The sequence below is a fragment of the Pseudoalteromonas sp. JB197 genome (genome assembly GCF_002332205.1).
GTDB lineage: Bacteria > Pseudomonadota > Gammaproteobacteria > Enterobacterales > Alteromonadaceae > Pseudoalteromonas > Pseudoalteromonas nigrifaciens.
In genome coordinates this window covers 165489-186522 of sequence record NZ_NRGZ01000002.1, presented here as the reverse complement: position 1 = coordinate 186522, position 21034 = coordinate 165489, and the positions used below count along the sequence as shown (strand labels likewise).

General features: G+C 39.2%; 20 protein-coding genes. 12 read left to right on the top strand and 8 right to left on the bottom strand.

Annotated elements, in window-relative coordinates; translation table 11 throughout:
- The first annotated feature begins 134 nt into the window (after positions 1–134).
- The 5 genes from CIK86_RS16055 (at position 135) to CIK86_RS16040 (ending at position 6696) form a co-directional block, all read left to right on the top strand.
- Positions 135–488: a restriction endonuclease subunit S gene (locus tag CIK86_RS16055; RefSeq protein WP_086995950.1), complete on the top strand. Its 354-nt coding sequence runs from the start codon at positions 135–137 to the stop codon at positions 486–488.
- 52 nt (positions 489–540) lie between these two features.
- Positions 541–699, top strand: coding sequence for a hypothetical protein (locus CIK86_RS19265; RefSeq protein ID WP_176359677.1), 159 nt, complete (start codon positions 541–543; stop codon positions 697–699).
- Between the two features lie 24 nt (positions 700–723).
- The gene (locus CIK86_RS16050) at positions 724–2463 is read left to right on the top strand and encodes an SWIM zinc finger family protein (protein WP_176359676.1); all 1740 of its coding nucleotides are present in this window, start codon (positions 724–726) and stop codon (positions 2461–2463) included.
- A gap of 59 nt (positions 2464–2522) precedes the next feature.
- Positions 2523–5867: an HsdR family type I site-specific deoxyribonuclease gene (locus tag CIK86_RS16045; RefSeq protein WP_096317108.1), complete on the top strand. Its 3345-nt coding sequence runs from the start codon at positions 2523–2525 to the stop codon at positions 5865–5867.
- Between the two features lie 94 nt (positions 5868–5961).
- A complete protein-coding gene (locus tag CIK86_RS16040) occupies positions 5962–6696 on the top strand; it encodes a hypothetical protein (protein WP_086993295.1) in 735 nt (244 codons plus the stop codon).
- Positions 6697–6891: 195 nt separating this feature from the next.
- On the opposite strand, the gene CIK86_RS16035 is transcribed toward CIK86_RS16040, so the two are convergent.
- From CIK86_RS16035 to CIK86_RS16025, 3 genes are read right to left on the bottom strand one after another with little or no spacing between them, the layout of a single operon-like run.
- Positions 6892–7353: a hypothetical protein gene (locus tag CIK86_RS16035; protein WP_086993294.1), complete on the bottom strand. Its 462-nt coding sequence runs from the start codon at positions 7351–7353 to the stop codon at positions 6892–6894.
- Between the two features lie 11 nt (positions 7354–7364).
- Positions 7365–7817 carry a hypothetical protein gene (locus CIK86_RS16030; RefSeq protein ID WP_086993293.1) on the bottom strand — a complete coding sequence of 151 codons (453 nt, stop codon included), beginning with the start codon at positions 7815–7817 and terminating at the stop codon, positions 7365–7367.
- Between the two features lie 45 nt (positions 7818–7862).
- Positions 7863–8504: a hypothetical protein gene (locus tag CIK86_RS16025; protein ID WP_086993292.1), complete on the bottom strand. Its 642-nt coding sequence runs from the start codon at positions 8502–8504 to the stop codon at positions 7863–7865.
- A gap of 226 nt (positions 8505–8730) precedes the next feature.
- Between CIK86_RS16025 and CIK86_RS16020 the strand changes: the two genes are divergently transcribed.
- The 5 genes from CIK86_RS16020 (at position 8731) to CIK86_RS16000 (ending at position 14468) form a co-directional block, all read left to right on the top strand.
- On the top strand, positions 8731–10752 hold the full coding sequence (locus CIK86_RS16020) for an ATP-binding protein (protein ID WP_086993291.1): 2022 nt from the start codon (positions 8731–8733) through the stop codon (positions 10750–10752).
- 67 nt (positions 10753–10819) lie between these two features.
- Entirely contained in the window at positions 10820–11725 is a 906-nt protein-coding gene (locus CIK86_RS16015) for an HNH endonuclease signature motif containing protein (RefSeq protein ID WP_086993290.1), read from the top strand.
- A 15-nt stretch (positions 11726–11740) separates the two neighbouring features.
- Complete coding sequence (locus CIK86_RS16010) at positions 11741–12715, top strand: WYL domain-containing protein (RefSeq protein WP_254910701.1); 975 nt, start codon at positions 11741–11743, stop codon at positions 12713–12715.
- A 74-nt stretch (positions 12716–12789) separates the two neighbouring features.
- Entirely contained in the window at positions 12790–13878 is a 1089-nt protein-coding gene (locus tag CIK86_RS16005) for a cell division protein FtsZ (protein WP_086993289.1), read from the top strand.
- A 335-nt stretch (positions 13879–14213) separates the two neighbouring features.
- Entirely contained in the window at positions 14214–14468 is a 255-nt protein-coding gene (locus CIK86_RS16000) for a YfhL family 4Fe-4S dicluster ferredoxin (RefSeq protein ID WP_086993288.1), read from the top strand.
- A 172-nt stretch (positions 14469–14640) separates the two neighbouring features.
- Here CIK86_RS16000 and CIK86_RS15995 read toward each other — a convergent pair whose 3' ends face one another.
- From CIK86_RS15995 to CIK86_RS15975, 5 genes are all read right to left on the bottom strand, one after another.
- The gene (locus CIK86_RS15995; RefSeq protein WP_086960352.1) at positions 14641–16185 is read right to left on the bottom strand and encodes an IS66 family transposase; all 1545 of its coding nucleotides are present in this window, start codon (positions 16183–16185) and stop codon (positions 14641–14643) included.
- A 39-nt stretch (positions 16186–16224) separates the two neighbouring features.
- Positions 16225–16578, bottom strand: coding sequence for an IS66 family insertion sequence element accessory protein TnpB (tnpB, locus tag CIK86_RS15990; protein WP_254910727.1), 354 nt, complete (start codon positions 16576–16578; stop codon positions 16225–16227).
- A complete protein-coding gene (locus CIK86_RS15985; RefSeq protein ID WP_013465796.1) occupies positions 16575–16880 on the bottom strand; it encodes a hypothetical protein in 306 nt (101 codons plus the stop codon). Before CIK86_RS15985 ends, tnpB begins: the two co-directional genes overlap by 4 nt.
- 154 nt (positions 16881–17034) lie before the next feature.
- Positions 17035–18351 (bottom strand): histidine kinase dimerization/phospho-acceptor domain-containing protein, encoded by a 1317-nt coding sequence (locus CIK86_RS15980; protein WP_086999061.1) that lies wholly within the window; start codon positions 18349–18351, stop codon positions 17035–17037.
- Positions 18351–19022 (bottom strand): response regulator transcription factor, encoded by a 672-nt coding sequence (locus CIK86_RS15975; RefSeq protein WP_086999058.1) that lies wholly within the window; start codon positions 19020–19022, stop codon positions 18351–18353. Before CIK86_RS15975 ends, CIK86_RS15980 begins: the two co-directional genes overlap by 1 nt.
- 160 nt (positions 19023–19182) lie before the next feature.
- Between CIK86_RS15975 and CIK86_RS15970 the strand changes: the two genes are divergently transcribed.
- Both CIK86_RS15970 and dsbG read left to right on the top strand, forming a co-directional pair.
- Positions 19183–20004 carry a TlpA disulfide reductase family protein gene (locus CIK86_RS15970; RefSeq protein ID WP_086999055.1) on the top strand — a complete coding sequence of 274 codons (822 nt, stop codon included), beginning with the start codon at positions 19183–19185 and terminating at the stop codon, positions 20002–20004.
- A gap of 9 nt (positions 20005–20013) precedes the next feature.
- Positions 20014–20787: a thiol:disulfide interchange protein DsbG gene (gene dsbG / locus CIK86_RS15965; RefSeq protein ID WP_086999052.1), complete on the top strand. Its 774-nt coding sequence runs from the start codon at positions 20014–20016 to the stop codon at positions 20785–20787.
- Positions 20788–21034: the final 247 nt, after the last annotated feature.

Below are 21034 nucleotides of genomic sequence, written 5' to 3'. Positions count from 1 at the left end.
TAATTGTCGCCTAATATAATGGTAATTATCCACTGATTGTATCAAGTGGCCAAGATGGAACCCACTCTGAGTTTAAAGCTAAAGGCCCTGGAGTTGTAACCGGAAGAAGTGGAAAAATAGGGATTATAACTTTTGTGCATGATGATTTTTGGCCGCTAAATACAACTTTGTGGATAAAAGAGTATAGAAAATCTAATCCGTATCATGCATTTCACTTACTATCTACTTTAGGATTGGAACAGTTTAACTCAGGTTCGGCTGTGCCAACTTTAAATCGAAATCATATTCACAGTTTACCCTTAGTCGTACCAACTATTTTAGTATTAAATGAATATGAAAGTTACGTTGAAGGTTTGTTTTTAAAAATTCGTAAGAATAATAATCAAAGCAAAACCCTTAAAAACCTACGTGACACGTTATTACCCAAACTCATCTCTGGTGAACTACAAATACCCGATGTAGCCAGTGATGAAGAAGTAGTAGATTAATAACCTTAATTGAGCACTTAACCATTTAAAATAAAAACAATAAGGATGTTTGATGAAATTGACTGAAGCCAAATTAGAACAAGCGGTGGTTGAGTTATTAGCCGAGCAAGGCTACCCGCATTTATTGGGCGGTGAGCTTAGTCGTAATAATAGCGATGTATTAATTAAAGAAGGCTTACGCGCTTTTTTAACCACATGCTTTGCCAATTAACACAATGAGTGAATAAGAATGAGTATGTTTGATTTAAATGAAATAGAGCAACGCGTGGCCAGTAAAACTTACGATTTGGGTTATGGTTTGTACGCATCAAATAATGTCAGTAAGTTACTTATTGTGGGTGATCAAGCAATGGCGAGCGTGGCGGGGCAGTATAAATACAAAGTCACCTTAGAAAATAGTGAAAGCGGACAATGTATGGCAAGCTGCACATGCCCCGCAGCCGACTATCAAGAGGTATGTAAACATGCCATAGCCGTGGCGCTCAAAGTTAATAGTTTATCTGCTACTGAATTAGCCAATGCAAACGCCGATGCTACAACACAAGGCAACGAACGCGGGGCATTAATGGCGTGGTTTTTAGATAAACCGGCTAACGAACTTGCCGATATAATCATGGGTTTTTTAGATGAGTCAGAGCATGAATACGATAAATGGGTATTTATGATGTCAAACGACAAGCAAGCCATGAGTACAGGTGAGCTAAGCAAACTTATCACTAAAGCTTTGCCTAAAAAATCAGTATGGGGCTGGAATGAAGTACGTAGCTATTTTGCTGATGCAGATTCACTGTTTGAAATGATATTTCCTGCGATAGAAAAACGGCCCGTTGATCAGCAATGGCAGTTAAATTTTAAAGCCGTGGTGCGTTTAAACACCGTACTTGAAGACATTGATGACTCCGGCGGCTTTCGCTTTGATTTAGAAGAGCAGCTTAACCAAAACCTGACCGAGCTTTTTAATCAACTGCCTTGGTCTGATGAGCAAAAAGCGCAGTGGATTTTTGAACACTTTGAAGACTACAAATACGATGTATTCCCGAGTGTACCGCATGACTTTGATATAACACCCAGTGTAAATACCTTGTTTTTAGCACTGTGTACAACTGCAATAGAAAAGCGACTGCACGCGGGCGTTGACTTTAGTGATTGGAGGCAAAAAAGCGCGCTTACACGCCTTACGTCGATATTAATAAAACAAGCGCAAGGGCAGGATGATTGGCAAGCGCAACTGCGTTTAATTAAACTAACAGCCCATGACTCGTCGGATTATTTAAAAATAAGTGCGCTTTGCAAAGACCGTAATGAGCTGTTAGATGCCGAGTACTATTTAAAGCAAGCGTATCAACGGGCAAGTAAGCCACATGAAGTGCTTGCATGTAAACGCGATGAAATAGAACTTCGCCTTGAATTGTCAGAATTTAAAGCCGCATGGGCAATCGCGTGGCAGTTATTTGTAGATAACCCGATTTTTAATGGCTTTAAAGATTTACACGTATTGCAACAAAAAACCGGCATAATTGATGCGCAGTTTGCGCAAAAGGTAGAGCAGCTATTGCTTTCTTTGTCAGAACAAGGGGCTAAATCAAACCAAGGGGCTTATCGCTTTACTAATTATCCGAGTGAATTACTGGATTTTTATATTGATCAAAATGACATTGAAAAAGCACGTTCATGGGCTGCAAAACATGAGGTTAAGTCGAGTCAATTGATAACGTTGGCTGGTTTAATTATGGCGCAATACCCACAAGAATCGATTGACTTGTATCACAAATCACTTAGTAACATAATTGGACAAACTAATAATGACGCTTATCGTGAAGCAACTAATTTATTAATTAAAATAGAAAAAAGCTTAAAAGACAAAAATGCCGACTGCACGCTATTATATGAAATGATTACTACATTGGCTAAGAAGTTTAAGCAAAAACGAAATATGATGAAGTTGTTGCGAGAATACTTCCCGCATTGTAGCTAAAAATAAACGTTTAAAAAATAATAACTAACATGAATAAACCAGCGGACGGTGCTAAATAGATGAAATTTACTGAAGCCAAATTAGAACAAGCGGTGGTTGAGTTATTAGGCGAGCAAGGCTACCCGCATTTATTAGGTGGTGAGCTCAACCGCAATAATAGCGATGTATTAATTAAAGACGACCTCCGTGCTTTTTTAACCAAGCGCTACGCTAAAAATAATATTACCACCGGCGAAGTAGACTCAATAATTGCTCGACTTGAAAGGCTGCCAGCCAGTGACTTATACGAGAGCAATAAAACCTTTTGTAAGTGGCTAAGTGATGGGTTTTTGCTTAAACGGGAAGTAAGCCGCGAGCGAGGCATGGTGGCAGGCAACGCAGCACAAAAAGATTTGTACATTCAGCTACTTGATTACGATAACGTTGAGCAAGGCATTAAAAGTAGCCTAATAGCAGGCAGTGCTATGGCTGCTTTGGGTAATATGGCTCTCGATAACGTGAATGAAGCGAGCGTTACTTACCTGCAAGACGACAATATTTACCGGTTTGTTACTCAGTTAGAAATACAAAGCCCCACAAGCTACGACAATATTGAACTGCGCATTCCCGATGGGATTTTATATGTAAATGGCCTGCCGCTGGTGGTGTTTGAATTTAAAAGCGCAATACGCGAGCAAGCCCCTATTTTTGAAGCGTATGAGCAGTTAACTGTTCGTTATAGGCGCGCTATTCCGCAGTTATTTGTGTTTAATACCTTGTGCGTTATAAGCGATGGCGTAAACAACAAAATGGGTAACCTGTTTGCGCCGTATCAGTATTTTTATTCGTGGGGTAAAGTAACGGGGCAAGAGCTCACAGCGCAAGAGGGGATTAACTCGTTACATACCTTATTGCAGGGCTTGTTTGATAAAGCGCGCTTGCGCGATGTAATGCGCAACTTTGTGTTCTTCCCTGATTCTGACAATAAAAGCGCGGGCAAAAAAGAGATAAAAATTGTGCCGCGTTACCCACAATATTACGCGGCTAATAAGCTGTTCGAAAATATAAAACGGCATTTAAAACCAAAAGGCGATGGTAAAGGCGGTACGTACTTTGGCGCAACGGGTTGCGGTAAAAGTTACACCATGCAATTTTTAACACGCTTGTTGATGAAAAGCGTTGAACTTAAAAGCCCCACCATTATTTTAATTACCGACCGAACCGATTTAGACGATCAACTCTCGCAGCAGTTTGGTAATGCTAAAACCTACATTGGCGATGACACGGTAAAAACAGTGACCAGCCGTACTCACTTACGTGAGTTACTAGAGGGCCGTAATAGTGGCGGTGTGTTTTTAACGACTATTCATAAGTTTACCGAAGACACTCGGCTACTAACCGACCGTACTAATGTTATTTGTATTTCTGATGAGGCGCATCGTAGCCAAGTAAATCTTGATCAAAAAATTACCATTACAGAAAAGGGTGTAAAAAAGACCTTCGGTTTTGCAAAGTACCTGCACGACTCACTGCCAAACGCCACCTATGTTGGTTTTACAGGCACCCCAGTAGACGCGACTTTAGATGTATTTGGTGAAGTGGTTGACTCGTACACCATGACTGAGTCGGTTAAAGATGAAATAACCGTACGCATTGTGTACGAAGGCCGCGCTGCCAAGGTGTGTTTAAACAACAGCAAGCTGGCAGAAATTGAAGCCTATTACAAAGAATGCGCCGATGCAGGCAGTAACGAGCTGCAAATAGAAGACAGTAAAAAAGCCACCGCTAACATGAATAGTATTCTAGGCGATCCTGACCGCATTAAAGTGTTAGCAAGGGACTTTGTTGAACATTATGAGAAACGCACTGAGGAAGGCTCTACGGTTGCAGGAAAGGCTATGTTTGTGTGTAGCTCGCGCGGGATTGCCTATCAGCTGTATCAAAAACTAGAAGAACTGCGCCCACAGTGGTTTGATGTTGTCGACTCTTTAAACGAGCAGGATAACGCGCAAAAACTATCAGATACCGAGCGAAAGCGCGCTATTAGCGAAGGCCGTATTGCCGCCCCCTCTGAAAAAGTAAAAATGGTAATGACGCGTGCCAAAGACGACGTTGAGCGCTTATATAATTTACTTAGCAGTAAAGACGAGCGTAAAGAGCTTGATAAGCAATTTAAAAACAAAAACTCAAACTTTAAAATAGCCATAGTGGTAGACATGTGGCTAACCGGTTTTGACGTGCCATTTTTAGATACCATGTACATAGATAAACCACTGCAAAAGCACAGCTTAATACAAACTATTTCGCGGGTTAATCGCCAGTTTGAAGGTAAAGATAAAGGCCTAGTGGTTGACTACATTGGTATTAAATCTGAAATGAATAAAGCGTTAGCGCAGTATTCAAAAACAGATGAAACCAATTTTGAAGATATTACCGCCTCGGTTATCGAAGTAAAAAACCATTTAGCGCTACTAGCCGAGTTATTCCATAAATTTGACAGCAGCCCATACTTTACCGGTGAAGCCGTAGCCCAATTAAACTGCTTAAACCACGCAGCTGAGTTTGCGCTAATTACCGAAAAACGCCAAAAGCGCTTTATGGATTTAGTTAAACGCTTAAAAGCCGCTTACGATGTATGTTGCGGTAGTGAAAAAATAAACGAAAACGAGCGTAACCATATTCACTTTTACCTTGCCATTCGCTCGATTATTTACAAGCTAACTAAAGGCGAAGCGCCCGATACTGCGCAAATGAACGCCAAAGTTCGTGAAATGATAAGCGAAGCCCTGCAAAGCGACGGTGTAGAAGAGGTATTTAAACTCGGCAATGAAGACGGCGGCGAAATCGACATTTTTAATGACGACTACATCGCCAAAATAGAAAAAATAAAACTCCCCAATACCAAAATAAAAATACTGCAACAAATGCTAGCCAAAGCCATAGGCGAGCTTAAAAAAGTAAACCAAACCCAAGGTATCGACTTTACTAAACGCTTTGAATCGCTGGTACAGCGCTACAACGAGCGAAAAGAAGATGACGTACTGGTAAGTAGCGTACTTGATGAATTTTCAGAAAGCATGGTTGATATGATTTACAGCGTACGCAACGAAATGAACGCCGGAGACGAGCTAGGCATTGATATTGAAGAAAAAGGCTTTTACGACGCCCTAAAAATGTTAGCGGTTAAGTACGACTTTGACTACCCCGAAGATAAGCTAATTGAGCTTGCCCAAGCGGTAAAAGTAATTGTAGACGACAAGGTAAAATTTGTTGATTGGAATAACCGCGATGATATTAAATCATCGCTCAAAGTAGAGCTGATTTTAATACTCGCTAAATTTAAGTACCCGCCAATTAGCCGCGATGAAGTTTATAAAGAAATATTTGAGCAAGCGCAAAATGTGAAAGCGAATAAAGAGACGTAGATCTTTATAACTTGAAAGGGAAATACTTTATAGCTAGGGCTGATTTTAGTATTAACTTTTTTACTACGTAATAAAAGAGCTTTGGAGATAAGTAATGTTGGAAAAAATAAAACCCTGGGTTTGCTCTTTTAGCGGCTGTGATGGTGGTAATCCAGAAGCTGATATTTGGTTGTGTGGTATAGAGTGGGGGCTAGAGTCAGCCGCTGCGTATGAATACTATGAGCGTCTGAAGTTGCAGATGCAAGGAAGTGCTATACCTGTTAAAAAAACAGATTTTGACTGGGAAGATAGTATTAGTTACCCCTATGGAGTGAGATTTGCTAAGCTTTATCAGGTTATCCAACACCAGCAACTAGCGTCTTATCGAAATGTAGCGCAGTTATCAGGTAAAGAGTTGTTTAAGCTTAATTTATATCCTATCGCATTTAATTCTACTGCTGACGATTTATGGCATCAACATGGCTTTGATACAGTAACGGGGTTTGCTAGTAAATACCTATTTAATAACTGGTGTTTTTTTAATCGCTTCTCGTTTTATGTTGCTCTTCGTAAACAGTATCAGCCAAAACTAATTATCTGCACAGGGGTAAATTACTTAAAGGATTTCCTAATGTTCTTTGCCGGTGCTGATGGTGTTGACTCGATTCAAAGTGAAATTATCACAGTAGATACAGGAGAAAAGCGTACTTTATATTGGAGTAAAATAGACAAGAGTTTGCTAATTGTAGTGCCTTTTTTTAGTGGTCGTTGGGGTTTAAATAGTGATGCTCTGCTGCATGCATTCGGCAACAGAGTTACGCAACTACAACATGAAATAATACTGTCTTAATATTTGTACTGTAAGTACCACGAAAGTTTCTCAATACCGTGTACCTATTTTAAGCTTCTCATATATTTGCAAATACATTCAATATTTTTGGGGTATCCTCATCGGAGGCTATTTTATAAAAGTATTTAGCTAATTTATATTAATTAGCTAAATACCAGGAGTGGTTTTTATGTGGTTGGATATTGATACTAGATATTAATCTTCAACGCTTAAAAAATCGTTCTTACCTTCTGACTCGTATAAGAAAGATAGAGGTAAGTCTAACCTTTCTTTAATTAGTTTAAGCCATTGAATATCTTCTTTTTCAGGAATGTTACCGGAAACTATCAATAATTCATCGCCTGGTTTTTGTGCTAATGGATACAGCTGATATCTCAGTAATTGGCCTATTGCGGCTTCAATGTCTTGTCTAGTTGAGCTTGTATGTTTTAACTCTGCAATTGTGTAAATATCGCCTTTTGTGAAAGTAACATCTCTGCGAAATAAGCCATCACGATCTTGAGCATTACATTTTATATTTTGACGTTGTAACCATTGTTGAAAACGTTGTTCCATTTGAGCTTCATTTAACACCATTGTATTAAATTCTGGGCACTTTCTTCTTATTTCTGTAGCAGTAATAACATCTGTAATTGCCTCTTCATTAAGTTTAAGCATAGTGCTAAATTCTAGATTTTTTTATCGAAGTCTCTGAAGTCAAAGTTATTAATAATCTGATCTATCATATTCAAAGATTCAGTTAATGATGTATGGTCAATTGGCGTAACTAATTCAATCGTAGAAAGATCTTTACTTTGACCTTTCGTAAGTGAAATATCAATAGATTGGAACCTAGCTGTATCAATGAATGAGGTAATTCGATCCTCTTTATTTAAAGGTACAAATCTTACTTTTATTTTATTTTGATTAGGTTTCGGAGTCACAGAAATACGACCAGCTTCTCCATTACTACCAAAGACTATTTTTACTGGTGAATCACGACGCCATTTTTTAGTACCTGCTTTATAGTAAGTAGATATATGAATAGCCAATAAATTACTGGATTTTTCAAAAGAAGGGTTAGCTCTAAACCAAGCTGCTGCTAATTCACTACTTGATAATTTTGATTCATCTATGTTCATATTTCGTGTACTTTCATGTAATTCGAATAAAGTTTGAATGCTTCCCTAAATCCAAATTTTTTCTAAGCATTTAGAGTTCATCATATCGTTAATCTCTATAAATTTTAGATATGCTTTTCCTTTTTTTAATGATTTATCGTTGATACCAAGTTCCGAATTTTGGTAAGTAATGGGCGTGACATTTATATAGTGAAAGCTATCAAGTCTAATTAAAACCTTGTTTAAGCTGTCGTTACTAATTTTTGAGTTGAGCTTTTTTGATATGAGTTCATGAAGCGGAGTAAGTTCAATATCGGCGGTGTGCATATTTGTAAAGTGAACCTCTAAATTATCTTCACCATAATATTGATATACAAGTTCATTTGTACTGCAAATAAAAACAACTCCTTCACCTGCACTGATTTGATCCAAGATATTAAATAATCCTAAAACTACTTTAATATCAATAGGTTTCAAATTGGGATTTGAAATCACGTTATTGGTAAAAGATTCAAAACTATCGGGAGCCTTGTCAAAAGAAAACCCTTTCTCACCATTGTTATTTTTAGTATATTTTTGCAGTAGTGGTCTATGTATATAGATTTTACTATTTTTTAGATGCTTTTGGGTGAGCTTAGTATTTTGATGCTTATTCTTTAAAACAATAGGGTTATCTACCGAGCCTGGTTTTAAATTAACTTCTTCCATATAAAGTCCATTTCAACGTTATAGTCTGTATATTGCTATAATATTCATTATAAAACAAACACTTATTTTTTTACGTTTGTTTTTCTAAATAAAAAAAGAAAAACCTTTTTTATTTACTTTAAGTTCAATGGCTTATGCCGTTTTGTGTTTGCTTTTCTTACGTGATCTAAAAATATTTCACCCAGCTACTATGTACTCATTGATTAACAATAACTAGGTACATAGCATGAACACAACCCCTCAATTAAAACGTATTGTGGCACACTTTTCCACTGAATTATTAGAAGAGTTCGACGTAGAAGAGCTTTGGCAAGATAAGCTATTTAAAAAGGCTTTATGTAACATTTCGGGCTTTAGCTATACAAATTTACAGGGCTTAGATGCTGATGATTTGATCTTGCGATTAGATCATTTAGCAATAAACACAATGCCTAAAACGTTACAAAAAAATGTGCATATATTTTGTAAAGCGTTTGATCTACCAAAAGCGGTAACTCCATTAGTTATTTTTTCTTGCTGTATGACGCTCAGTAAGCCATTGCGCGAACTTGTCGAATACTTACGTGACGATTACGCGAGCGTTATTTTAGAAAAAATAGCTTATGTGATTGGTATTGATGAAGCACTACTCAACAAGCAAATTGGATTAATTATTGAATCTGGCATGTATTCAATGGATATGGAGATATTTGCTGGGGAAGATGAGTTTTTAATATTACCAAACGCAATTGCTAAAAGTCTTCTCGAGGGTAAGTTAAATAGTGAAAGTGATATTTTATCTAACTTGGTCTCTCCTTGTGAAGCTTCTGAGCTTAGCGCTGCTGATTTATCTCACTTAGATTTAAATACTTTACTAAAAGCTACGCAAAATGCGACTGAGACGGGTGATCAAGCATTAAGTATTCTATTTTATGGTGTGCCAGGTTCGGGTAAAACTTCATTGGCGAAATATATAGCGCAAGCGTGTGGTTCGCAGTTGCTTAAGGTGCAAGCTAAAGGTAGTAATTTAATAAGCCCAACAAACGAGCTCGATAGCCGAAGCGCAAGCTCTGAGCTGCGTTTAGAGCACTTTAATGTGGTGAGTAAGTTGGTTGGCAAGCGTAAAAAAACAATGCTGTTACTGGATGAGTGTGAAAATATTTTTGAGCGTGATTTATTCTCTAAAAGCTTCTCAAAGGAATTACTTCATACTTACATTGAAAATCACCCTGTAGTGAGTATTTGGATCACTAATCATTTAGAGGATTTACCACAAAGCGTTATTAGGCGATTTAATATTGTTTACGAAATTCCTGAACTAAGTAAAACGACTAAAGAAAAAATGATCGGTAAATATGTTAAAGGCTTAAGTGTTGGTAACAGTTTTATTAGCAAATTAGCAGCTCAACAAAACTTACTTCCAGCTCATATCGCTAAAGCTGTACATGTAGCTAGGTTATGCGGATTTAAAGCACAAACCGCGCGTGAATGCATAGAAGAGAATATTCAAGATACCTTAACTGCATGCGGCTTTTCGGCTCATGAATTAACTTATCAAGCAGCGCAAAAGTTTAACCCTAAAATGGTGAATATAGAGTCTGAATATGCATCACTCGAACAGGTAGAAGAGGCTGTAATTGAGTATTCGAGTTCACGAACTCTACTAACTGGCCCGCCAGGCACAGGTAAAACAGCTTTTGTAAATTATTTATGCGAAAAAGCTGATTTCAAACTTATTTCAGTTAAAGCATCAGACTTATTAAGCAAGTGGGTTGGCGAAAGTGAGCAAAATATTGCTCAACTATTTAAACAAGCTACACAAGAAGGAAGTGCAATATTTATTGATGAGGCTGATGGTTTGTTGTGCAGCCGCGAACAAGCAACGGCAAATTGGGAAGTGCAAACAGTTAATGAATTACTATGCTATATGGAGCAATTTCAACTCCCACTTTTTGCCGCAACTAACTTTGCTAAAAATTTAGATAAAGCGGTAATGAGGCGATTTGATTTTAATTTAAATTTAACCTATTTGACTCCGGTACAGGCTAAGCAATTATTTAAAGATACATTAGGTCCAGGAGTGTTAAATAAGCACCTAATGCATGAGTTATTCAAGCTTACAAAGCTCACACCAGGTGACTTTGCGATTGTAAAAAGGCAAATGAAGTTTTCAAAAAAGCGAATGACACAAGAGCGAATGTTATCGATTTTACAAGAGCAAAACGACCTAAAAGAAGGTGGGAAGCAGAAGATTGGGTTTGTTATATGAATCTGTTAAATATTTGTCTACAATAAAGCATTGTACTTAAGGTTATAAATTAAAAGGGAAAAGAGTCATGAATGATAGTAAAAAATCAGATTTAACAAAAACCAAAAGAACACCTAATCTATCAGAAAGAAAGAAGACTAAAGAGTGGCTTGAAAAAAATCCTAAAGTTTATAAGTTAACTGAAGAACTACTTGGCTTTCTTGAGGAGTATAGAGAACCTAGTTTTCCATATGGCTGGTTTGATCGTACAGAAAGTCATGTTTTCAAATTTGGTAGGGATTCAGTTGGGCCGCGCTTAAGTATCCGCTGTAATCAAAGCGATTGCACAGTTACTATAACATTGCCAAACGACAATGAGCTTCTAGACGATCTTGGGTTTTCTAGTTTTTTAAAAAAACCTGAACAAAGTAAATTAAAGTTGAAATTTGAAGTAGAATCTAAAAATAAAGCTAGTTATGAACACCTGATTAAAGTGCTTTCAACAAATTTGATTACGCCATTATCTGCAGGGAAGCATATCGATGCCATATCAGAAGATAAAATAGATGAAGCGTTTGATAAAATAGCTGAATCTAAAGGCTTAAATGAAACGGAAAAAGATGCACTTGTTAAGATCAGAATTGGGCAAGGAAGATATAGAGCAGCTTTAGATGATATTTGGAAAGGCTGCGCATTAACAGGCATAAAATGTAGAGATTTACTCCGTGCTTCACATATCAAGGCCTGGCGCGATGCTGAGGCCCATGAAAGGATAGACCCATTCAATGGTTTGTTGCTTGCTGCACATTTAGATGCGTTATTTGATAAAGGCTTGATAAGCTTTGACTCGAATGGTTTTATCTTGATATCAGACTTGATAAGCGAATCAGATTTAAATAAGTTATCGGTTGATAAAAGTATGCAACTTAAAATGCCGCCAGAAACACACGAATACATGAAGTGCCACCGAGAAAAGTATGGTTTTGAATGTTGATATAAAAGGTTATCAATGAATTCACGCCGTCACTTTTCAATTTTAGAGCTTGTGCCAATAGCACCAAGCTCTATCTCGACCCACCAGTTGCAGCAAAAATTGCTTGAACGTGACTTTGATATTTCAACCCGCATGCTCCAGCGTGACCTGCAATCACTATACGACCAAGGTTGTTTTGGCCTTGAAAAAGACACGCGCAGTAAACCGTATGGTTGGTCTATTAATTCGCAGTGGCGGGGTGGTAACTTAAAAATAATGAGCAGTGAAGTCGCTGAGCATTATTTATTGTTGGAGCAGTTATTACCGCAATCAGTCCCCAGTGACGTTAAGCAGTCGGTACATATTAAAGCAGAACAAGCACTCAAACGCTTTAATGGCTATGTGCCAGATTGGCTTTCAACCCTTCCTAAGCCTTCTTTAAAAGTGAATATTGATACTCAGTTAGTGGCGCAAATTAAGCATGCGATTAAGTATAAGCGTGCAGTGAGCGCTGAGCTTTATAGAGTACTTTACGATGAGGCACATTGGTTAAAGTTTGCTGAGTTGAGTTTTTATAACATAGTTGAGCAAGGCGGTGTGTTAATGGCGCAGTTTATGGTGGGGACGCTTCACGATAAGTGTTATCAAATGCCGGTTTACCGCATTCGTAATGTACACATTTTGCAAAAGACACGACGTGAGCCAAGCACTGAGCAATTAAAATCGTTACGCAGTGCGATTAATAAAGGTATGAAGCAAGAAGCGATTGAGTTAATTGTAAAAGTACCTATTCATTCGGCGGTTAATCAAGGCTTTATTGAGCTTGGGGAGCTGACTGATAAGCAAAAGATTGACGATAAAAACGTATTACTTACCTACCAAACTATTAATACCGAGCAGCTCACTGATGAGCTATTTAAATGTGCACATTGGCTGGAAGTTATTAAACCTGAAAAGCTGCGGCAAAGAATTGTTAGCAAGCTTAAAGCTGCTACTACAAACTATCTTTGATTAATTTCAAACTTAGGTGCGTCAAAAGTTGACGCACCTATTTGTTATGCTCCTTTAAAAGTTAAGGAGTAGTTATGTTTCAATTAATTCAGCAAAATGATGGTTTATCAATCGGTGTATTTGGTATTGGTGGGTGTGGCTGTAATACGCTTAACAGTATTTTTGAACAACGCGAGTCTGATCAGGCATTCTTGTACAGCGTAAATACCGATAAAGTTGTACTTGAGCATACGCAAAGTGATGAAGCGGTACTTATAGGTGAAGAGCTCACTCATGGTTACGGTGCTGGAGCAGACCCTAAAGTTGGGCTGCAAGCGGCAGAAGAGAGTAAAGAGCAGCTTTTAACGCTTATTAATGGCTGCGATATAATTCTGTGTGCAACAGGGTTGGGTGGCGGTACTGGGACTGGCGCCAGCCCGTATATTGCTCAACTTGCTAATGAACAAGGTAAGCCCATTATATTTGTTGCTACATTGCCATTTAGTAGTGAGGGGCAGTTTAGAAATAATATAGCGCAAGCTGGTCTAAATGAGCTCAAAGAGCATGCTAATGCGGTTATTACGCTCCCTAACGATCAACTGATTGAGGTGCTTGGTAACGATATAGGATTATTCGATGCGTTTAAACATTCAAATCAAATACTTCACTCACTGATCAAGTCACTAATCGATATGCTTTGCTTTCAAGGCCTAATAAACGTTGATTTAAATGACTTTGCTAAAATTATGGATTGCCAGGGCGATGCGGTATTAGGTGTCGGTAAATGCGATGAAGAAAGCGAGCTAACTACTGCGCTTGATGGGGCACTTAACAACCCGCTGGTTACCCAAGTTGATATGTCATCAAGTACTGGCGTTATTGTGCAAGTAAACTGCAAAGATGAAATTTCACTGGGTAGTTATAACCTCATTACCGATACCGTGCGTCAGCAGGTTAGCCCAAACGCGTTAGTTATTTGTGGTGTGTCAAAAATAGAAAGCTTAGCAACCAATTATGAGCTACTGGTTATTGCTACGGGCGCGAGTTCAAAAATGATACTTGATGACACTAAAAGTGAGTCAAGCTCTAAAGTAGTTACCACTAAGCCAAAAGCATCTGATATTTTTGATATCCCTGCTTTTATAAGAAATCAATCTGCACCACCTAGTAAAAGCTCTTTATAGGTTTTGTAAGCAAAGACAGCGGTATATAGCTATGTGTAAGCGCTACAAAAGGACGATTTAGATAAAAATTTATTAGCTTTGCTATAACCTTTACAAGTAAAGGCCTTGCGGCGATTTTTATTGATTAAGATCAACAAAGCAACAGAGAAAAATAGGCATAATCCGCGGCTGTAATTTACACCCAAAAATAAAATGGTGTGTTACGAATGTGTGCTACGATTTAATGAAAAACAGTGGTTTTTATTAAACTAAAGTTGTTTTAAAATCAGTCTAATTGCATCTGTTTTTATTTTATCTATATGTTTTATATGGATTTGAATTGGAAAGGCTAAAAAGTGGCTCTACTCATAAATAGTAAATGCATTAACTGCGATATGTGCGATCCAGAGTGCCCTAATGAGGCTATTTATATGGGGGCTAAAATATATCAAATAGATCCCAGTAAATGCACTGAATGCGTAGGTCATTATGATAAGCCTACTTGCGTAAGTGTCTGCCCAATTGATTGTATTAAGCCAGACCCAACCCATAGTGAAGCTATTGATGAGCTTGCCGATAAGTACGTAAGGTTAACTAGTAGTTGTGGCTAACTGCTAAGCGTACTGTTTTAAAGCTGATTAACAGTACGCTTAGTAATATTCGTTTTTATTAATAATATTGGCCGCAGCTAGTACTTAGCGCGAGATAGTGTGCGGGTTGCTGAGCATGTATTAGCAAGTGCTCAGCATATTTTAATAGTAAGCGCGCATTTAAGCAGTGCGCTTAGCTATAATCGAAGTCTAGCTGCACATTCCACGGCATTAGGTCGGTAAAATCATCATCACCCTCATCTCGATTCGGCAACGTTTTAAATAAATGCACAAAGTAGTAATAAGGATTGATGTCATTGGCACGGCAGGTCATCACAATACTATAAAGTATCGCGCTGGCCTGAGCACCATTAACCGATTTTGAGAATAGCCAGTTTTTTCTACCAGTGGTAAACGGCCGAATATCTCGCTCAGTAATATTATTATCAATCCCTAGTTCGCCATCTTCACTATACCGCATTAATTTCGGCCATTGATTAAGCGTGTATTTTATCGCTTTGCCAATATAACTCCCCGCCGTTACTTTACCTTCGGCTTCATCAAGCCACGCTTTAAAGTGCATTAATATGGGTAAGGCTTTTTCTTGTCGTAACTGATACCGCGCTTGAGGAGATAACTGTTTGTTTTTAGCGTGGGTTTCCAGTTTATATAATTGGCTGATAAAGCTGATGGCTTTATGCGCTCGACCTTTGTTTTTCGACTCTGCTTTTAAGGCATCGTTATATTTGCGTCTAGCGTGTGCCCAGCAACCAACAGGGGTAATGCCTTCAATACCGTCATAAACACGGTAACCGTCGCACTGTAAATAGCCTTGATAACCGGCAAGAAATTCTTTTGCGCAAGCGCGACTTCGACCTGCTTGGTAATCGTAAATCACGACAGGCTCACGGCTGACCTCATTGCTGCGATAAACCCACATGTAGGAATTGCTGCTAGGGTTGTCACCTTCATCTAACACTTGTGTACGGGTTTCATCGGCACATAAACTGTGCTCACTAAGCAAGTGACGTTGCATGGCTGCCACTAAGGGGCTGATTAGCAGGCCCGCTTTAATACACCAATTAGCTAATGTTCCGCGCGATAGTTCAAGGCCGCCACGGCCCAGTATGTCAACGAAACGATAAAGCGGTAAGGCATCGCAGTATTTGCCCGTAACAACCGCCGATAACGCTTCTGGACTCGCAATGCTGCCAGGAATAGGCTGCTTGGGTTTAGGCGCGGTGATTATTTTACTGGCCAATTGTTCATGCTCGCAATGTCTGCAAGCATATTTAAATTGTTTGTGCTTAATGACACTGACTTTCGCCGGAATAATCTTCACTTGCTCGCTGTCTTCACTACCACATTGATGTAGTTGTTCACCGCAACACTGACACGTTAACTCGGTTAAGGTGTGCTCAACCTCTTCTCGTTCAAAGTGCTCAGCCAGTATTTGTTTACCTTTCTTATGGTGTTTAGGCGGCTCAGTCGTTTTATGCTGCTCCGCTTCATTGAAGGTGCCCCGTGGGGCTTTTTCACTTTTTTTACCGTATTTTTGGGATTTACTTAACTTAAGCTCAGCAAGCAAGTGGTCAATCCGCGATTGCATTTCAACCTTATCTTCTTGCAGTGAAATTTTATCTTTTTCTAAGCCATCAAGCTTAGCCTGCATAAGTGCAAGCTGATTTTGTAGTTCGGTGATGAGAATAGTGTCTGGCATTTTAATAGCATGACACATGGGAAAGATCGTTCAAGTAAAAAAAACGATCTGGTTAATTTATATCACTGATAACCCTGATAAAGTTGAGTGGCGGGTTTTATTATTTACCGGTAAGCCAGATAATAACCATTGTAACTGCCGTTGTTCAATCCCCATGGCTACGTGTGCTTGAGCATGATTTGGCCATTGAAATCGTCCTTGCTCTAAGCGACGATAATAAAGCCAAAAACCATTGGTATCCCAAAACAAAATTTTTAATTTATCGCGTTGTTTATTACAAAAAACGAACCACGCTTGGCTTAAAGGATCGAGAGATAGGGTATCGCTGACAATAATACTTAACCCATTGATTGATTTTCGCATGTCGGTGAATCCCGTGACCAAGTAAACTTGGTGGGTGCAAGGTGTCACAGTACGCTCAATAATTTGGCTAGCGTTTGGTTAGCTAATGTCGACTCGAAGTCTATTTGATAGCCGTTTGGTGTGGTGAGTTTAATGATTGAAGGGTGTGTAAAGGCTTGCTCATGAATAACAAACGGGATCACCTGTTGCTTTTTAACCCTTATCGTTTCGTCAGAAAGGCGTTTACGCCAAACATAGAAAGTCGATGCGTTAATGTTGTTATCACGACAAAATTGAATGATGGCTAAACCACTCGATTTTTGCTGCTCAAAAATGCCTTGCCAGTGTTTTATTTTTTGCTGTTTATTCATAATTACCTCAGGTTAATATGCTGAGTAAATTATGCATAGGTAGCATTAATATTGGTATGTGGGTTTAATTGCGCGCTTACTTTTAATAAAACAGCTATTAGCTTAAAAAAACATGCAGTAAAAGGAAGGTTGTTACATCAGGTTACTTCGTAACTTAGTTATTTACCTTAACGGGCACGGTAAATTCGGCAATAAATAACGCATTATTATTTTTAAGGGTGAGCGAACCTTGGTACTTTTCGGCGATGCTGGCCACAATTGATAGGCCAAGCCCAGCGCCGTTTGCTGCGCCTTTACGCCAAAAACGAGTTGCCATATTAGCTAAGTCAGCTTGGTTAATATAGGCGTGGTTACTAATGGTTATTTTTAGTGCTGTGGCTGTTAAATTAGCGGCTAAAATGACTGGTGTATTCGCTTTGCTGTACTTAAATGCGTTATCAAGTAAATTACGACACACTATAGTGAGCATGGCACTGGGAATACAGTACACTGGCTGGCTTGCTGTTATATTATAGGTTAAGCGGGCGTTATTGTTGTTTGATTCTGTTACCACAGTAGTAATTAACGAATCAAGCTCCCAAGGCTCTGTAATGTTTAGCGGCGTGTCGGCATCTACATGGGCTAACACCAGTAGATTGTCTAAAATAGTATTTAATCTATGCGCACTTTTTTTAGCTTGCCCTAGTGCTTTTTGCTGGGTGGTATCTTGCGTAAGCTCTGCTAATTGTATTTGCGCTAAAATACCCGCTAATGGGGTTCTTAGCTCATGTGCGGCATTACTAGTAAAGTGTTTTTCGCGGCTGATCCCTTTTGCTAAGCGTGCCATTAAGGCATTTTGGCTAGTTATAAGCGGTTGCAGTTCTTTTAAAGGCTGGTTTAACTGTATCGGTTCTAAGTCGTGACTGCCGCGTTTTTCAAGCGCGTGTATTAATAACTTTATTGGCCGTATTCCTGTGCCAATTGCAAACCAAAGTAATATTAGGGCAACAAAAATAGCTAACGCCGGTGGAATGAGTATGCTAATGAGCAAGTCGTGATAGAGCACATCGCGCTCGGCCACTTTATCGGCAATGGTAATTTTATATTGCGCAGTAATTAAGGTGAATGTACGCCACTGCGCTTGCCCAGAGCTTAAATAACTAAAACCTTGGTTTAAGCTAGGCTGATTGGGAAACGATTGGCTGTTACTGCTGGCAATTATACTGCCTTGCAGGGAGCTAATTTGACAGGTTAGGCCTTTTTCAGTGTTTACCCCACTGGCATTTATAATATCAGGGAGGCTTTTACTGAGCGCATCTTTGGGTACGTGGGCTAAAATGTTACCTAACATAAAAGCGGTTGAGCGCAGGCGCTGATCAAAGTTAACCTCTAACTTATTGTTTAACCCCGATATCATCCACACACTGGCGATAAGCCAAAAGCCTAAAAATACCGCTGCAACCAATACCGTTAACCGTAACCGCAAGCTCATTAGTGGCTCACCTCTATTGTGCCTAATCTAAAGCCTAGGCCACGTATGGTTTCTATTGCCGGTGCGCCTAGTTTTTTACGTAAATTAAAAATATGTACGTTAAGTGCGTTACTCGCTACATCATCGCACACGCCATAAAGTACATTTTTTAACTGGCTTTGGGTTAAAATTTGTTGCGGACTATTTAAAAAGGTTTGCAGTAATAAGTCCTCGTTACGTGACAAGGAAACAAGCGTGCCATTGAGTAATACTTTATGTTGCTCTAAATCGTATTGCAGTGCGCCGTGAGTAATTGTATTGCTGAGCCTATCGCTTGCGCGGCGCTTTAAGCTTAATAGCCGCGCTAATAACTCTCTTAAATCAAAAGGTTTTACCAGGTAGTCGTCGGCGCCTTTTTTTAATCCAATAACTTTGTCATCTATGGTATTGCTGGCGGTAAGAATAAGCACGGGTAGCGAAAAACGATTGTCACGCAGCCAGCTTAACCAGTTAATGCCATTACCATCGGGTAGGTTTAAATCAAGAATGCATAAATCAAAATTGCTCGATTGCATATAAGTAGTGGCTGCGCTTAGTGTACTAACGTGCTCAACGGCTAGTCCTTGGTGGGTTAAGTAAGTACAAATAGCGTCGGCTATTACGTCATCATCTTCCACTAACAATACAAACATACTCGCTACCCTGTTTAAAACACCCTAGCTAGAATACCTGTTTCCATTGGTGAAGTAACTGCTATGTGCTTATTTACTATTAATTTTTGCTCTTAATATTGGCTTAATTAACGCTTTGTATACTATAGCGGCTAACCGTATTTAAAGAAGATTTATAGCTATGTTAAGTATTTCACTCGGGCCGTTTGTTATTGCCATTTCGCAGCTTATTATTTTATTAGGCTTAGGCGTATTTTGGTTGCTTACTTATTTACAAACTCGTAAGCAACCACAGCAAAAAGCAATTTTAGACACTGTATTTAAAGCATTTGTAGTGGGCTTTATTGTTGCGCGATTAATGTTTGTTTTGATTATGTGGGATGCGTATCAAGAAAACTGGTGGCAACTTATTAATATAAGTGATGGCGGCTTTATGCCTACCTATGGCTGGGTGGCGGGTGCGCTTGTGTTGGCGCTGTATGCGCGAGGCAAAAAAGCAGTGCTGAAAACCTATTTCATAGCGGCTATTGTCGCGTTGCTTACCATTATGGTGCCTACCTTTGCTGCCTCTATTTATAAAGCTGGGGTTGAGCTGCCACAATCTGCGGTATATAACCTGCGTGGTAAAGAGGTTGATTTACAGTCATTTAAAGGCAAACCTGTCGTTATTAACTTTTGGGCGTCGTGGTGCCCACCGTGCCGTAAAGAAATGCCGGTATTACAGGCTGCGCAAAAAAACAATCCTAATATAGCTTTTGTTTTTGTTAACCAAGGAGAGGATTTATTTACGGTACAAAAATTTATTAATGCTGAGCAGCTCGACTTACGCAATGTGTTTTTTGATCAAAACAGTAATGTAAGTCGTGAATCCGGAGCTGCTGGGCTACCAACCACGCTTTTTTATAGCAGTGATGGCAAATTAGTAACCAGTCACATGGGAGAGCTCTCACACGCGAGTTTGCGTTATTACATGCAAGCTATAAATCAACAGTCTGCACAATAAGGATGCCTCATGAAGTTAATTTATTTATTGCCATTACTTGCGTTTACCTCGCCCATATTGGCTCAACAAAAAGCACTGCCTTCACCCCTTCAGTTAGTTACTGAGCAAGGCGGCGAAATAGTCAGCGAGTTTGCAGCGCCTGCCAACATGAAAGGCTATGTTGCCGACTTTAAAGGCCAAGTTATTACTTTATATATCACCGCCGACGAGCAATATTTATTTACCGGCCCTATGCTTGACGCCAATGGTAATAATGTAGGAGAGCAAGCGGCAAACGACTACGCTACAGGCCCTAAAGCGCAAAAAGACTGGCAAACATTAGAGAGTAGCCATTGGATAGTTGATGGTTCAGCCTCGGCAAAGCGAGTAGTTTATACCTTCACTGATCCAAACTGCCCTTACTGCAGACAGTTTTGGCAAAATGCGCGTCCTTGGGTGGATGCGGGTGAGGTACAAATACGCCATATTTTAGTGGGTATTTTAAAAGCCGACAGTTTAGGCAAAGCGGCGGCTATAATGAGTGCCAGTAACCCTGAAGAAGTATTAAAAAAGTTTGAAAACGATAATTTAGCGCGCACATTACAGCCGCTAAAAAATCCACCTGAGCACATAAATGCGCAATTAATGAAAAACCATCAAATAATGATGAGTGTTGGTGCCAGAGCCACCCCCGCTACTTTTTATCACGATGCTAATGGGGCGGTAAAAATGCAAATGGGTTTACCGCCTGCCTCATTAATGACTGAGATCCTTGGCCCACGGCCAAGTAAGCTAACCAAGTAAAAAACCAAGTAAAAAACCAACCAAGTACATAGTATGCAACGTCAAGCCGGTAAAGTTTTACCGGCTTTTTTATAAATAACGCTAAATATTGTTACACTTTGTTATTTACATAAGCTATTCAGTAAGTTATTGGCTTTATTAATCGGCCATTAAGTTTGGCGCTGTAGACTTAGCAGCAATTTTTGACCCGCTATTAATCTTTATTAATAGCGCTGCCGCTAAGTATCAAAAGCGCATAAAACGGAAC